This is a genomic window from Pseudomonas sp. G(2018) (assembly GCF_005502415.1).
Lineage (GTDB): Bacteria > Pseudomonadota > Gammaproteobacteria > Pseudomonadales > Pseudomonadaceae > Aquipseudomonas.
In genome coordinates, this window is sequence record NZ_SCOO01000009.1 from 141,108 (window position 1) to 155,640 (window position 14,533).

The 14,533-nt window shown below is 60.5% G+C and carries 11 protein-coding genes; 7 read left to right on the forward strand and 4 right to left on the reverse strand.

The features are described from left to right. Nucleotides 1–7: 7 nt before the first annotated feature. The 4 genes from FFS64_RS12125 to FFS64_RS12140 all read right to left on the reverse strand — a co-directional run bounded on the left by FFS64_RS12125 (nucleotide 8) and on the right by FFS64_RS12140 (nucleotide 4,574). On the reverse strand, nucleotides 8–2,263 hold the full coding sequence (locus tag FFS64_RS12125) for an Orn/Lys/Arg decarboxylase N-terminal domain-containing protein (RefSeq protein ID WP_137805574.1): 2,256 nt from the start codon (nucleotides 2,261–2,263) through the stop codon (nucleotides 8–10). A 122-nt stretch (nucleotides 2,264–2,385) separates the two neighbouring features. Further along, nucleotides 2,386–3,144 carry a DNA polymerase III subunit epsilon gene (dnaQ, locus tag FFS64_RS12130; RefSeq protein WP_095194943.1) on the reverse strand — a complete coding sequence of 253 codons (759 nt, stop codon included), beginning with the start codon at nucleotides 3,142–3,144 and terminating at the stop codon, nucleotides 2,386–2,388. Between the two features lie 125 nt (nucleotides 3,145–3,269). After that, complete coding sequence (gene rnhA, locus FFS64_RS12135; RefSeq protein ID WP_095194944.1) at nucleotides 3,270–3,722, reverse strand: ribonuclease HI; 453 nt, start codon at nucleotides 3,720–3,722, stop codon at nucleotides 3,270–3,272. 93 nt (nucleotides 3,723–3,815) lie between these two features. Then, complete coding sequence (locus tag FFS64_RS12140) at nucleotides 3,816–4,574, reverse strand: class I SAM-dependent methyltransferase (protein ID WP_137805575.1); 759 nt, start codon at nucleotides 4,572–4,574, stop codon at nucleotides 3,816–3,818. 65 nt (nucleotides 4,575–4,639) lie between these two features. Between FFS64_RS12140 and gloB the strand changes: the two genes are divergently transcribed. The 7 genes from gloB to FFS64_RS12175 all read left to right on the forward strand — a co-directional run bounded on the left by gloB (nucleotide 4,640) and on the right by FFS64_RS12175 (nucleotide 14,527). Continuing rightward, a complete protein-coding gene (gene gloB, locus FFS64_RS12145) occupies nucleotides 4,640–5,407 on the forward strand; it encodes a hydroxyacylglutathione hydrolase (RefSeq protein ID WP_137805643.1) in 768 nt (255 codons plus the stop codon). Between the two features lie 99 nt (nucleotides 5,408–5,506). After that, a complete protein-coding gene (locus FFS64_RS12150) occupies nucleotides 5,507–6,955 on the forward strand; it encodes a transglycosylase SLT domain-containing protein (RefSeq protein ID WP_137805576.1) in 1,449 nt (482 codons plus the stop codon). Nucleotides 6,956–7,169: 214 nt separating this feature from the next. Further along, entirely contained in the window at nucleotides 7,170–8,978 is a 1,809-nt protein-coding gene (locus tag FFS64_RS12155) for an extracellular solute-binding protein (protein WP_372242171.1), read from the forward strand. After that, nucleotides 8,975–10,816 (forward strand): extracellular solute-binding protein, encoded by a 1,842-nt coding sequence (locus FFS64_RS12160; protein WP_137805578.1) that lies wholly within the window; start codon nucleotides 8,975–8,977, stop codon nucleotides 10,814–10,816. Before FFS64_RS12155 ends, FFS64_RS12160 begins: the two co-directional genes overlap by 4 nt. 4 nt (nucleotides 10,817–10,820) lie before the next feature. After that, a complete protein-coding gene (locus tag FFS64_RS12165) occupies nucleotides 10,821–11,894 on the forward strand; it encodes a microcin C ABC transporter permease YejB (protein WP_137805579.1) in 1,074 nt (357 codons plus the stop codon). 1 nt (nucleotide 11,895) lies between these two features. Next, nucleotides 11,896–12,915, forward strand: a complete 1,020-nt coding sequence (locus FFS64_RS12170) for an ABC transporter permease (RefSeq protein ID WP_095194951.1) — start codon at nucleotides 11,896–11,898, stop codon at nucleotides 12,913–12,915. A 1-nt stretch (nucleotide 12,916) separates the two neighbouring features. After that, nucleotides 12,917–14,527, forward strand: coding sequence for an ABC transporter ATP-binding protein (locus tag FFS64_RS12175; protein WP_137805580.1), 1,611 nt, complete (start codon nucleotides 12,917–12,919; stop codon nucleotides 14,525–14,527). Nucleotides 14,528–14,533 lie beyond the last annotated feature (6 nt).

The window sequence follows — 14,533 nt, forward strand, 5'->3', positions numbered from 1 at the left end:
AAGGTCCTCATTCCTTGATGCAATCGACGGTGTAGTGCCGTCCATTGCCCTCATCTTCGTGTTGCAAGCCGTGCACATCGGCGACGAACCCCGGAAAACTGCTGTCGAACGTGCGGGCAAACGCCAGGTAGTCGATGATCGAACGGGTCGACTCGGTAAAGCGCTCACCGGGCATGATCAACGGAATGCCCGGCGGGTACGGCACCAGCATCACGGCGGCGATGCGCCCATCCAGAGCATCGATCGACACCGCCTCGACTTCGCCACGCACCAATTGATCATAGGCATCAGCCGGCTTCATCGCGACTTCCGGCAGCACCGTGTACATGCGTTTGAGATGTTTGGCCGTGGCATTGCTGCGATAGCAGGTGTGCAACTGGTCGCACAGGTCGCGAAGGCCCATGCCCTGATAGCGCGCGACATTTTGTTGCGCCACGCACGGCAGGCAGGTCGCCAAACTGACATTGGCGTCGTAACTGCGCTTGAACTCCAGCAGTTCGGTGAGCAGCGTGCTCCATTTGCCCTTGGTGATGCCCATGGAGAACAGCACCAGAAACGAATACAACCCGGTCTTTTCCACTACAAGCCCGCGCTCCCAGAGGAACTTGCTGACGACCGCCGCCGGAATCCCGCGCTCGCTCAGTGCACCGCCCGCGGTCAGGCCCGGCATCACCAGCGTGACCTTGATCGGGTCGAGCAATACGTAATCGTCGGTCACGTCGCCAAAGCCGTGCCAGTCAGCCGTCGGTTGCAGCAGCCAGTCCTCGGTCGCAATCTGGTCGATGCCCTCTACCGAAGGCGGCTGCCAGATGGAAAACCACCAGTCGTCCGCTGCGATGTGCTGTCGCAAATTGGCCAGCGCCCGGCGAAAGCTCAGGGCTTCGTCGAACATTTCCTGCAACAGCGAACGCCCGGCCCCACCCTCCATCATCGCCGAGGCGACATCCAGCGAAGCGATGATCCCGTATTGCGGCGACGTTGAGATGTGCATCATGAACGCTTCGTTGAAGCGATCACGGTCAAGCTGCCGGGCACCGCCGTCCTGTACGTGAATCATCGACGCTTGACTGAACGCCGCCAGCAGCTTGTGAGTGGAATGGGTGGTGAACACCAGCGGACCATCATGGCTGCGGGAGGTGCCCATGCCGTAACGTCCGGCGAAAAACTCGTGGAAGGCCGCATAGGCATACCAGGCCTCGTCGAAGTGCAGCACCTCGACACTGTTGCCCAATTGCTGCTTGATCAGTTCGGCGTTGTAGCAGAGGCCGTCGTAGGTCGAATTGGTCACCACCGCCAGTTTGACCTTGGGCGCCCGGCCCTTGGTCAGCGGGCTGGCGTCAATCTTGGCCCGAATCGATTGCGGGCTGAACTCGCTCAACGGAATCGGGCCGATGATCCCCAGCTCATTGCGCTCCGGGCACAGGTACAAAGGGATGGCGCCGGTCATGATGATCGAGTGCAGCACTGATTTGTGGCAGTTGCGGTCCACCAACACCAGATCATCGCGGGCCACCATGGAGTGCCAGACGATCTTGTTGGCGGTCGAGGTGCCGTTGATCACGAAGAAGGTGTGATCGGCGCCGAAGTTGCGCGCCGCCCGGGCCTCGGCTTCTGCCAGCGGCCCGGTGTGATCCAGCAGCGAACCGAGCTCGGGCACCGAGACCGACAAATCCGAACGCAGGGTGTTTTCACCGAAGAACTGATGAAACGCCTGCCCCACCGGACTCTTGTGATACGCCACGCCCCCGCCGTGACCGGGGGTGTGCCAGGAATAATTGGAATCGGCGGTGTGCTGCACCAGCGCCTTGAAGAACGGCGGCAGCAGCCCATCCAGATACTTGCGCGCCGCCCGCGCCACCTGCCGCGCGAGAAATGGCACGGTGTCTTCGAACAGATAGAGAATCCCGCGCAGTTGATTGAGCTCGGCCATGGCGTCGGCGGGTGCGTTTTCCAGGGTCACTTGCTCGCCCAGGGCGAAGATCGGCAAGTCGGGCGCACGCACTCGCGCCAGTCCGATCAATTCAGCCATATTTTGTAATAAATGCGAGTGGGCGCTGGCGTCTTCCGCCGCGATCAACATGCACGAGAGGCCGTGATGCGTCGAAGCAACCAGGCGCCCTTCGGCGTAATCCATCGCCGAGACGATACTGAAACCTTCCTGCTCCAGCTCCCGGGCGATGCCCCGCACACGATCGCCTGCGACGGTATCGGCCTTGATGTCGCGATGGACGATCAGCACCGGGAATTTCAGATCTTTATACATGAGGCTCAGTGTCCTGAGGCGGCAGGCCAGAGCCTGCCAATCACCTCAGGGTAGAGGGTTGAAGCGGATGTGGCGAGTGCGATGCCCCAAAATGGGTCAACGTTTTATCACGATCGATAAACTTACGCCTGCGCTTCAGCCTCGGCCAATTGCAACCACAACGCCGGCCCACCCGCTGATTTGCTGATGATCTCCAGACGCGCCGCGTGCCGGGCCAGGTCGTCTTCACTGGCGTGAATGATACGGGTCCGTTTGCGGTCGGCCGGCAGTCGACGAATTTCAGTGGCCGAGTTGTCCGCGCCCTCACCGGAACCGTTGCCATCGGACGCATTACCGGCCAGGGACAGGCTGGTCTGGCCGCCGGTCATGGTCAGGTAAACGTCGGCAAGAATCTCGGAGTCGAGCAAGGCGCCGTGCAGTTCACGACCGGAGTTGTCGACGCCATAGCGTTTGCACAGGGCGTCGAGGCTGTTGCGCTGCCCCGGGTGACGCTCCCGGGCCATCATCAGGGTGTCGAGGATCGAGCAGTGTTGCGTGATGTCCGCACGGTCGTGCTGACCCATCAAGGCAAATTCGTTGTTGATGAAGCCAACGTCGAACGCCGCGTTGTGGATGATCAGCTGTGCGCCTTTGATGAACTCGAAGAATTCTTCAGCCACCTCGGCAAAACGCGGTTTGCCCACCAGAAACTCGTTGGTGATGCCGTGGACGCCGATGGCGCCTTCATCACTTTCGCGGTCCGGTTGCAGGTAAACGTGAAAATGCCGGCCCGTCAGGCGCCGACCGATCAACTCGACACAACCGATTTCGATAATCCGGTGGCCGTCGGTCACCGGCATGCCGGTGGTTTCGGTATCGAGTACAACGGATCTGGTGGCCATCAGTGCTCAGCTCTCAACGGGTCATTCTTGCAAAAGCGGCGATGTTAACACGCTCGCCGGGGTCTTTCAGATAGACCGTGTGCACCCATTCGCGAGCAGGCTCGCGAAGGCCGCGACTCGGTCGTTCAGGCCTGCTTGAACCCGCGCACTTCATCCACGCCCCGGTTGGCCAGTTGGTCGGCGCGCTCGTTGCCGTGGTGGCCGATGTGCCCGCGCACCCATTTCCAGGTGACGTTGTGGCGGTTGACCTGCTCGTCGAGCATCTTCCACAGGTCGGCGTTTTTCACCGGTTCTTTCGCGGCGGTTTTCCAGCCGCGCTTTTTCCAGTTGGCCATCCACTCGTTGATGCCTTTCATCACATACTGGGAGTCGGTCACCAGCAGTACGTCGCAGGGACGCTTGAGTTCTTCCAGGCCGCGGATCGCGCCCATCAGCTCCATGCGGTTGTTGGTGGTGTTGGCTTCGCCGCCCCAGAGTTCCTTTTCAACGCCCTTGCACACCAGCAACGCACCCCAGCCGCCAGGACCGGGGTTGCCTTTGCAGGCGCCATCGGTGAACAGTTCTACGCTATCGCTCATGCCAATCTATCCAGAAAATGCGGTGGCTCGCCGATTGGTGATCGACAACGCCCGAGACCGGGGGCAACCCCGGCCGGAAAAATAAAGTAGGTATTACGGTTCGATGCGGCGGCGGTTGACCTTGGCCATCGGCAATGGAATCAGCTTGCCCATCGGTTCGCGGCGTTCCTGACGGACCGGCCGCAGGCCCACCACGATCTTGCGCGCCACCAATAAATAGAAGCCGCCACCGGACAATTGCCAATCACCGGCCTTGCGCTCCCAACCGGCCAGACGGGTCTGCCAGGCGGGCGAAGCAAGCGGCGGACGATAGCACCCGAAGCGGCGTTTCTCCAGCGCGAAGCCCAGCAGATTCAGCCAGTCGGCCACCCGCGACGGAGAAATGCAGCGCGCCTTGCGCAAGGCATCGTGAGCAAACACATGACGCAGGCCCCAGCTGCTCCAGGGGTTGATCCCGATGATGACCAGATGACCGCCGGGCCGCACGCTGCTCGCCGCTTCCCGCAGCAAACCATGGGGCGACAGGCAGAAATCCAGCCCGTGCTGCAACACCACCACATCGGCGGCATGCTCGCTCAACGGCCAGGCTTGTTCCTCGCAGACTATTTCGACCCCCGGCAACGGCGCCCCCAGGCGCACATTGCGCTGCACCTGTGGCGCCGACGGTGGCGTCTGGGCCGAGGGACCGTAATGCACCAGGTAACCGCCGAAAAAACGGCCAAGCTCTTCTTCGAGCATGCGCCGTTCTTCATCCAGTAAAAACTGCCCGAGTGGACCGGAGAGCCACTCACGGGCGGCGCTGATCAATGCCAGCCAGTCAGGATCGGCTTGAGCGAACGCTTTATCGGTCATTGCATTCTCCAACGCGCCAGGAAGTTCTAAGATGCGCCATTGTTTTCCGCTTGGCGAATCCGACGATGATACAGATCAGTGCCCTGCCCGCCTTTACCGACAACTACATCTGGTTGTTACAAGACCCCAGCACCCGGCGCTGCGCGGTGGTCGACCCGGGCGATGCCGCGCCGGTTCAGGCCTGGCTCACAGCTAATCCGGGCTGGGTGTTGAGCGATATTTTGATCACTCACCATCATCATGACCATGTCGGCGGCGTCGATCAGCTGAAGAAAGCGACGGACGCCAACGTCTACGGCCCGGCCAGCGAACGCATCCCGGGGGGGGACATCGCGCTCAAGGATAACGATCGCGTCAATGTGCTGGGCCATGACTTCGAGATCATTGCCGTCCCCGGTCATACCCTGGGGCACATTGCCTATTATCACCCCGGCCTGCTGTTCTGTGGCGATACCCTTTTCGCGGCGGGTTGCGGACGCCTGTTCGAAGGCACGCCTCAACAAATGTACACCTCGCTGTCGCGCCTTGCCGCGCTTCCCGAAGACACCAAGGTGTACTGCACCCATGAATACACCCTGAGCAATCTGCGCTTCGCCGCGGCCGTCGAACCGGGCAATCCGGACACCCTCGAACGCCTGGACACTGTCACCCGTCAACGGGAAGCGGGGATCATCACGCTGCCATCCACGATAGCCCTGGAAAAGCGCACAAATCCTTTTTTACGTGCAGGCGAAACATCCGTTAAAGAAAAAGCGGACGAACGGACCGGCACCGATAACTCTGCGCCCGATATGGTTTTTGCGACACTGAGGGCTTGGAAAGACACGTTCTAAACAGCTTGCACGATGGTACGAAAACCATGAATGGTTGACCGTTAGGGGTGCGCTTTCTAGAATCGCCCGACATTTTTGCCCGGAACTTACTTCCAGCCAATGTCGTCATCTATTCGCAAAGCCATCAATTCGGACGCTTTGACCCGTCTGGCGCAAGCCATAGCGGTGGCTGTGTCCGCGACATTGGCGGGCTGTTCCAGCCATGCGCCGCAGACCGATGCGACGCATGCTCCGAATATTGCCGCGCGTGCCAAGCAGAAGCCCATCTGGATCAGCGAAAAACCGAGCCCGCAAATCCCGCAGGATGTCTGGGAGCGCATGCGCCAGGGCTTCCAGCTGCAGGACGGTCTGGGCGTCAACCCGCGCATCGAGCAACAGCGCCTGTGGTTCGCCAGCAATCCATCGTTCCTCGAAAACGCCGGCGAACGCGGCAGTCTCTACATTCATTACATCGTCGAACGTCTTGAAGAACGCAACATGCCGCTGGAACTGGCATTGCTGCCAGTGATTGAAAGCGCCTACAACCCGATGGCCTATTCCCGGGCGAATGCGGTTGGCTTGTGGCAATTCATTCCATCCACCGGACGTTACTTCAACCTGCGTCAGACCCGCTTCTATGATGGCCGTCGCGACATCACCGCTTCGACCACCGCCGCAATGGATTACCTGACCCGTCTGCACGACATGTTCAACGGCGACTGGCTGTTGGCCCTGGCCGCTTACAACGCCGGTGAAGGCACGGTCAGCCGGGCCATCGAGCGCAACGAAAAGCTCGGCCTGCCAACCGACTACTGGAACCTGCCGCTGCCCGCCGAAACCCAGGCCTATGTGCCGAAGCTGCTGGCATTGTCGCAAGTGGTACTGGCGCCTGACGCCTACGGTGTGAACCTCAACCCGATCGCCAACGAACCGTATTTCCAGGTCGTCGAAATCAACCAGCGCATGGACCTGTCCAAGGTCGCGGCGGTGGCCAACATCGACGAAGACGAACTGTTCCAGCTCAACCCGGCCTTCAAGCAACGCACCACCATCGACGGCCCCCAGCATTTGCTGGTGCCAACGTCCAAGGCACAACTGCTGACCACCAGCCTGCAGACCATGCGTCCTGAAGAGTTGATCAGCAAAAAGCAACTCAAGCCGGTCTTCGACGGCGCGGACGAGACCCAGGTGGCCGTTGCCAAACGCAACTACCGGGTCAAGCGCGGCGACAACCTGGGCTCCATCGCCAAGGCCAACAATGTCGACGTCAAGGACCTGCAGCGCTGGAACAAGCTGAGTGGCAAGAACCTCAAACCCGGCCAGACACTGGTTATGCAGGACACCAGCAAACGCGGTTCGGGACGCATCAACACCGTGGTGGCGGCCAACGCCAAAACCAAGGGCGATTCCAAAAAGCCACAGACCCAATACAAGGTCAAACAAGGCGACTCGCTGTACATCGTGGCCAAGCGCTTCAACGTTGAAATGCAGCACCTCAAGCGCTGGAACCCGAAGATGGGCCAGGCGCTGAAGCCGGGGCAGATGCTGACGGTTTCCAATCCGCACTAAAAAAACAAGCCCCTGATTATCAGGGGCTTTTTTTGCCTGCGACTCAAGAGCCTTTTTGGCTTTTGTGGCGAAGGCGCAGAACGGCTTCGCCCACAATTAACCCCGCATTAACCCCCCGTCTTTTTCCTGTTCATACAAGCTGTTACTGTACGGGCCACAAAGCCCAAGCCGCCTGGATCGGATTCACTACTTGAAGCGTCCCCTCCTCTCGCTCCTGATCAGCCTGGCCTTGAGCTCCACCGCAAGCGCGACGATCAGCGAAAGTCATGGTTATGCGCAGTTCGGCACGCTCAAGTACCCGGCCAGATTCACCCACTTCGACTGGGTCAACCCGCAAGCGCCCAAGGGCGGTACGTTGCGGGTGATGGCGTTTGGCACGTTCGATACGCTCAACCCTTATACCTTCAAGGGCACCAGCCCGGTTGCCACGCCGAATTTCCTGCAATATGGCATCAACGAGTTCAACGAGCCGCTGATGGTCGGTACCGGCCAGTACGCCCCCTCCGGGGACGAGCCGACCTCCAGTTATGGCCTGATCGCCCAATCGGTGGAGTACAGCGAGGACCGCAGCTGGGTGGTGTTCAATCTGCGCCCCGAAGCACGCTTTCACGATGGCGCGCCGATCACCGCCTACGACGTGGCGTTCTCCTACCGCCTGCTGCTCAAGGAAGGTCATCCGCAATACCGCACCAACCTGCAGGAAGTGTTGCGGGTCGATATCCTCAATCCCCGGCGCATTCGTTTCGTCTTCAAGCGTGCCGGCAATCCCTTGCTGATCCTGCGCCTGGGTGAGTTGCCGGTGCTGCCGCAGCATTATTGGAAAGATCGCGACTTCAAGGCCACCACCTTCGAGCCGCCGCTGGGCAGCGGGCCGTACCGCATTACTTCGGTCACACCGGGGCGGCAGATCGTGTTCGAACGGGTCAAGGACTATTGGGGCAAAGACCTCCCGGTCAATCGCGGCAAGTACAATGTCGATCGCATGCAAGTCGAGTTCTACCGCGACAGCGACGTGGCGTTCGAAGCGTTCAAGGCCGGTGAGTTCGACATCTATATCGAGCATCAGGCGAAGAATTGGGCCACCGGCTACAACTTTCCGGCGATACGTCGCGGCGATGTGATCAAGGCGCAGATCCCGCACCAAATCCCAACCCAGACTCAGGGGCTGTTCATGAACGGCCGGCGCCCCACCCTGTCCGAAACCAAAGTCCGTGAGGCGCTGGGGCTGATGTTCGACTTCGAGTGGACTAACCGCACGCTGTTCAGCGGTGCCTACAATCGCGCCATGAGCTACTACCCCAACAGTGAATTTTCTGCCACGGGTCTGCCGGTCGGGCATGAATGGCTGTTGCTCAAGCCCTGGCGCGAGCAGTTGCCCGCCAGATTGTTCAGCGAACCGTTCAGCCTGCCGCAGACCCAGGGCCGCGGCATTCCCCGAGACACCATGCGCCAGGCACTGAGCCTGCTCGCCGAGGCGGGCTGGAAGCTAAACGGCCAGCGGCTGCAGAACGCCGCAGGGCAGCCGTTGCGCCTGGAAATACTGCTGGTCAATCCGAACCTGGAACGCATCCTTCAGCCCTACGTCGAGAATCTCGCGAGCATCGGCATCGACGCACGGCTGCGCACGGTCGATCGCGCCCAGTACAAACAGCGCCTGGACCAGTTCGATTTCGACATGATCCTGATGACCCTCAACCAGACCCTCAGCCCCGGTCTGGAACAGTGGCAGTACTTCCATTCCAGTCAGGTCGGGGTCAAGGGCAGCAAGAACTACGCCGGCATCGCCAACCCGGTGGTCGATCATCTGCTCGATCAATTGCTCGCGGCCAAGACCCGCGATGAGCAAGTCGCCGCCGGCAAGGCACTCGACCGGGTGCTGCTGTGGCAGCACTACATCATTCCCAACTGGTACCTCAATTATCACCGCCTGGCTTACCGCAACCGGCTCGCCTTCGTCACCACGCCGCCCTATGCCCTGGACCTGAGTGCGTGGTGGCTGAAATCTTCGGAGAAAGATCGATGAAACCCATCAGCGCCCTGCTGTTGCAGGCCAGCGCCCTGTTGTTCGCAGGGTGGGCCTGTGCCGCCCCGCAACATGCCCTGACCCTGTACAACGAGCCGCCAAAATACCCGGCCGACTTCAAACACTTCGAGTACGTCAACCCGGACGCGCCCAAGGGCGGCATCTTCCGCCAGGCCGGTTTCGGTGGTTTCGACAGCCTCAACCCCTTCATCAGCAAAGGGGTATCGGCCAACGATATCGATCTGATCTACGACACCCTGGCCAGGCAGAGCCTGGATGAACCCTTTACCGAATATGGCCTGATTGCCGGCAAGATCGAAAAAGCCCCGAACAACGACTGGGTGCGCTTCTACCTGCGGCCCGAAGCCCGCTTCAATGACGGCCATCCGGTGCGGGCCGAGGATGTCGTGTTCAGCTTCCAGACCCTGATCAAGGATGGCGCACCGATGTACCGCGGCTACTACAACGACGTCGAAGACGTGGTTGCCGAAGATCCGCTGACCGTGCTGTTCAAGTTCAAGCACAGCAATAACCGCGAGCTGCCGTTGATCCTCGGCCAATTGCCGGTGCTACCCAAACACTGGTGGGCCACTCGCGATTTCAACAAGGGCAACCTGGAGATTCCGCTGGGCAGCGGCCCGTACAAGGTCACCGAGGTCAAGGCCGGACGTTCGGTACGCTACGAGCGGGTCAAGGACTATTGGGGCAAGGACCTGCCGATCAACCGCGGCTTCTACAACTTCGATGTCATGACCACCGACTACTACCGCGACAATACCGTCGCGCTGGAAGGCCTCAAGGCCGGGCAATTCGATTACTGGCTGGAGATGACCGCGAAGAACTGGGCCAACGCCTACAACATCCCGGCCGTCACCGAAGGCCGCCTGATCAAGGAACAGATCCCCAACGGCAACCCCACCGGCATGCAAGGCTTTGTCTTCAACCTGCGCCGTCCGGTGTTCCACGACGTGCGCGCACGCCAGGCCCTGACCTTGTTGCTGGACTTCGAATGGACCAACAAGCAGTTGTTCAACGGCGCCTACGCGCGCACCCGCAGTTACTTCGAGAATTCGGAAATGGCCGCCACCGGCCTGCCGGATGCCGATCAGCTGGCGATCCTCGACCCGTTTCGCAGCAAACTGCCGCCACAGGTGTTCTGCGAAACCTTTGAGAACCCGACCACCGATGGCAGCGGCATGATCCGCACCCAGCAACGCCAGGCCTATCAACTGCTGCAAGAGGCCGGCTGGCGCATCGTCGATGACAAGATGGTCGACGCCACCGGCAAACCGGTGAGTATCGAATTTTTGCTGGCCCAGACCGAATTCGAACGCATACTGCTGCCGTTCAAGCGCAACCTGAGCGACCTGGGCATCGAGCTGGTGATCCGCCGGGTCGACGTCTCGCAATACGTCAACCGCGTGCGCTCGCGGGACTTCGACATGATCGTCGGCAGCTTCCCGCAGTCCAACTCGCCGGGCAACGAACAGCGCGAATTCTGGATGACCGCGGCCGCCGACAAGCCCGGCAGCCGGAACTCCATGGGCCTCAAGGACCCGGTGGTGGACCAGTTGGTCGAGCAACTGATCAATGCCGATTCGCGCAAAAGCCTGGTGGCTCATGCACGCGCACTGGACCGGGTGCTGCAATGGGGCTATTACGTGATTCCCAACTGGCACATCAAGACCTGGCGTGTGGCTTACTGGAACCACATCGGTCACCCGAAGGTCTCCCCAAAATATGACATCGGCACCGCCACCTGGTGGGTCAAGCCCGATGCCAAACCGGCCATAGAGATCGAAACCAAATTGCAAGCCGACCCTGCGGGCACGGAGTAATCAGATGCTGGCGTATATTTTTCGGCGACTGTTGCTGATCATCCCGACCTTGTTCGGTATTTTGCTGATCAACTTCGTGATCATCCAGGCCGCTCCCGGCGGGCCGGTGGAACAGATGATCGCCAAGCTCGAAGGCTTCGAAGGCGCCACCAGCCGTATCGCCGGTGGCGGCGCGGAAGTGTCGGTGGCCGGTTCCGCCTATCGCGGCGCCCAGGGCCTGGACCCGGCGCTGATCAAGGAAATCGAACACATGTACGGCTTCGACAAATCGGCGCCGGAACGCTTGTGGATCATGGTCAAGAACTACGCCACCCTGGATTTCGGCGACAGTTTCTTCCGCGATGCCAAGGTCATCGACCTGATCAAGGAAAAGTTGCCGGTGTCGATCTCCCTCGGGCTGTGGAGCACCCTGATCATGTACCTGGTGTCGATCCCCCTGGGGATCGCCAAGGCCACTCGGCACGGCAGCCACTTCGACGTCTGGACCAGCTCGTTGATCATCGTCGGCTACGCGATCCCGGCGTTCCTGTTCGCCATCCTGCTGATCGTGGTATTTGCCGGTGGCAGCTATCTGGACTGGTTCCCGCTACGCGGGCTCACATCGAACAACTTCGATGAACTGAGCATGAGCGGCAAGGTACTCGACTACTTCTGGCACCTGGCGCTGCCGGTGACCGCCCTGGTGATCGGCAACTTCGCGACCATGACCCTGCTGACCAAGAACAGCTTCCTCGACGAAATCAACAAGCAGTACGTGGTCACCGCCAAGGCCAAGGGCCTGACCAATCAGCGCGTGCTGTACGGCCATGTGTTCCGCAACGCCATGCTGCTGGTGATCGCCGGTTTCCCGTCGGCCTTCATCGGGATCTTCTTCACCGGCTCGTTGCTGGTGGAGGTGATCTTCTCCCTCGACGGCCTCGGCCTGATGAGCTTCGAAGCGGCGATCAACCGCGACTACCCGGTGGTCTTCGGCACGCTGTTCATCTTCACCCTGCTGGGGCTGGTGGTGAAGTTGATCGGCGACCTCACCTACACCTTTGTCGATCCGCGCATCGACTTCGAAAGCCGGGAGCATTGAGATGAACCTGTCCCCTCTCAATCGCCGCCGCTTCGAACTGTTCAAGGCCAACAAGCGCGGCTGGTGGTCGCTGTGGCTGTTCCTGATCCTGTTCGGCGCCAGCCTCGGCGCCGAGTTGATCGCCAACGACAAACCGCTGGTGGTCCACTACGACGATGGCTGGTATTTCCCGGCGCTCAAGCGTTACCCGGAAACCACCTTCGGCGGCGAGTTCCCGCTGGAAGCCAACTACAAGAGCCCGTACATCCGCGAACTGCTCAAGGCCAAGGATGCCTGGGTGCTGTGGGCGCCGATTCCGTTCAGCTACCAGAGCATCAACTACGACCTGAAAGTCCCGGCTCCCGCGCCACCGTCGGCAGACAATCTGCTGGGCACCGATGACCAGGGCCGCGACGTGCTGGCCCGGGTGATCTACGGCTTCCGCGTGTCGGTGCTGTTCGCCCTGACGCTGACCATCCTCAGTTCGATTGTCGGTGTGATTGCCGGTGCCTTGCAGGGTTTCTACGGCGGCTGGGTCGACCTGGCCGGACAGCGCTTCCTGGAGATCTGGTCCGGGCTGCCGGTGCTGTACCTGCTGATCATCCTCGCCAGCTTCGTGCAGCCGAACTTCTGGTGGCTGCTGGGGATCATGCTGCTGTTTTCCTGGATGAGCCTGGTGGACGTGGTCCGCGCCGAGTTCCTGCGCGGGCGCAACCTGGAATACGTGCGTGCGGCCCGGGCGCTGGGCATGCAGAATGGCGCGATCATGTTCCGCCACATTCTGCCCAACGCGATGGTCTCGACCATGACCTTCATGCCGTTCATCCTGACCGGCGCCATCGGCACCCTGACCGCCCTGGATTTCCTCGGCTTCGGCTTGCCGGCGGGCAGCCCGTCACTGGGTGAGCTGGTGGCCCAGGGTAAATCCAACCTGCAGGCGCCGTGGCTGGGCATGAGCGCGTTTGCCGTGCTGGCACTGATGTTGAGCCTGCTGGTGTTCATCGGCGAGTCCGCTCGCGATGCCTTCGACCCGAGGAAGTGAAATGAATCAGGACAATCTGATCGAAGTGCGCGACCTCGCCGTCGAATTCGTCGTTGGCGAGCACTGCCAGCGCGTTGTAGAGAATGTCAGCTTCGATATCAAGCGTGGCGAAACCTTGGCGCTGGTGGGCGAAAGCGGTTCCGGCAAATCGGTGACCGCCCACTCGATCCTGCGCCTGCTGCCCTACCCACTCGCCCGTCATCCATCGGGCAACATCAAGTATTCCGGGCAAAACCTGCTGGACCTGAAAGAAAAAACCATCCGCCACATCCGTGGTAACCGGATCGCGATGATCTTCCAGGAGCCGATGACCTCGCTCAATCCGCTGCACTCGATCGAGAAGCAGATCAACGAGGTGCTGGGCATCCACAAAGGCCTGGTCGGCAAAGTGGCGACCAAGCGCACCCTCGAACTGCTGGAAATGGTCGGCATTCCGGAGCCTGAGAAGCGCCTCAAGGCCCTTCCCCACGAATTGTCCGGCGGTCAGCGCCAGCGGGTGATGATCGCTATGGCCCTGGCCAACGAGCCGGAATTGCTGATCGCCGATGAGCCGACCACCGCGCTGGACGTGACCGTTCAGCTGAAAATCCTCGAATTGCTCAAGGAATTACAGGCACGCCTGGGTATGGCGCTGTTACTGATCAGTCACGATTTGAACCTTGTGCGAAGAATTGCGCATCGCGTATGTGTCATGCAGCGCGGTTGCATCGTCGAACAGGCATCGTGCGAAGAGTTGTTCCGCGCGCCGCAGCATCCGTACACTCGGATCCTGTTGGCTGCGGAGCCCAGCGGGACGCCGGCGACCAACGTGATCGGCCCGCCCTTGCTGGCGGTCGAGGACCTGAAAGTCTGGTTCCCGATCAAGAAAGGCCTGCTCAAGCGCACGGTGGATTACGTCAAGGCGGTGGACGGCATCAATTTCAGCCTGCCCCAGGGACAGACCCTGGGCATCGTGGGCGAAAGCGGTTCCGGCAAATCGACGCTGGGCCTGGCGATTCTGCGGTTGATCGGCAGCCAAGGCGCCATCCGTTTTGAAGGCAAGCAGCTAGACTGCCTGACACAGCAACAAGTCAGGCCGCTGCGGCGGGAGATGCAGGTGGTGTTTCAGGACCCGTTCGGCAGCCTGAGCCCACGGATGTGCGTGAGCCAGATCGTTGGCGAAGGCTTGCGGATCCACAAGATCGGCACCGAGGCGGAACAGGAACAAGCGATTATTGCGGCACTTAAGGAGGTAGGTCTGGACCCGGATACCCGGCACCGCTACCCCCATGAATTTTCCGGTGGGCAACGGCAGAGAATCGCCATTGCCCGGGCATTAGTGCTAAAACCGGCGTTGATTCTGCTGGACGAGCCGACTTCGGCCCTCGACCGCACCGTGCAACGCCAAGTGGTGGAGCTGCTGCGTTCACTGCAAACCAAGTACAACCTGACGTATCTGTTTATCAGCCATGACCTGGCTGTCGTCAAGGCGCTGAGCCACCAGCTGATGGTGGTCAAGCATGGCCAAGTGGTCGAACAGGGAGACGCGCAAAGTATTTTTGCCGACCCCCAACATCCGTATACACAGCAGTTGCTGGAAGCCGCCTTCCTGGTTCCAGACACTGCGCAATAACCTGAA

Excerpts from the sequence above, each read along its gene's own strand:
- FFS64_RS12140 (WP_137805575.1), bottom strand. The coding sequence starts at position 4,574 with ATGACCGATAAAGCGTTCGCTCAAGCCGATCCTGACTGGCTGGCATTG.
- rnhA (WP_095194944.1), bottom strand. The coding sequence starts at position 3,722 with ATGAGCGATAGCGTAGAACTGTTCACCGATGGCGCCTGCAAAGGCAAC.
- FFS64_RS12175 (WP_137805580.1), top strand. The coding sequence starts at position 12,917 with ATGAATCAGGACAATCTGATCGAAGTGCGCGACCTCGCCGTCGAATTC.
- FFS64_RS12170 (WP_095194951.1), top strand. The coding sequence starts at position 11,896 with ATGAACCTGTCCCCTCTCAATCGCCGCCGCTTCGAACTGTTCAAGGCC.
- dnaQ (WP_095194943.1), bottom strand. The coding sequence starts at position 3,144 with ATGGCCACCAGATCCGTTGTACTCGATACCGAAACCACCGGCATGCCG.
- FFS64_RS12125 (WP_137805574.1), bottom strand. The coding sequence starts at position 2,263 with ATGTATAAAGATCTGAAATTCCCGGTGCTGATCGTCCATCGCGACATC.
- FFS64_RS12150 (WP_137805576.1), top strand. The coding sequence starts at position 5,507 with ATGTCGTCATCTATTCGCAAAGCCATCAATTCGGACGCTTTGACCCGT.
- FFS64_RS12165 (WP_137805579.1), top strand. The coding sequence starts at position 10,821 with ATGCTGGCGTATATTTTTCGGCGACTGTTGCTGATCATCCCGACCTTG.
- gloB (WP_137805643.1), top strand. The coding sequence starts at position 4,640 with ATGATACAGATCAGTGCCCTGCCCGCCTTTACCGACAACTACATCTGG.
- FFS64_RS12160 (WP_137805578.1), top strand. The coding sequence starts at position 8,975 with ATGAAACCCATCAGCGCCCTGCTGTTGCAGGCCAGCGCCCTGTTGTTC.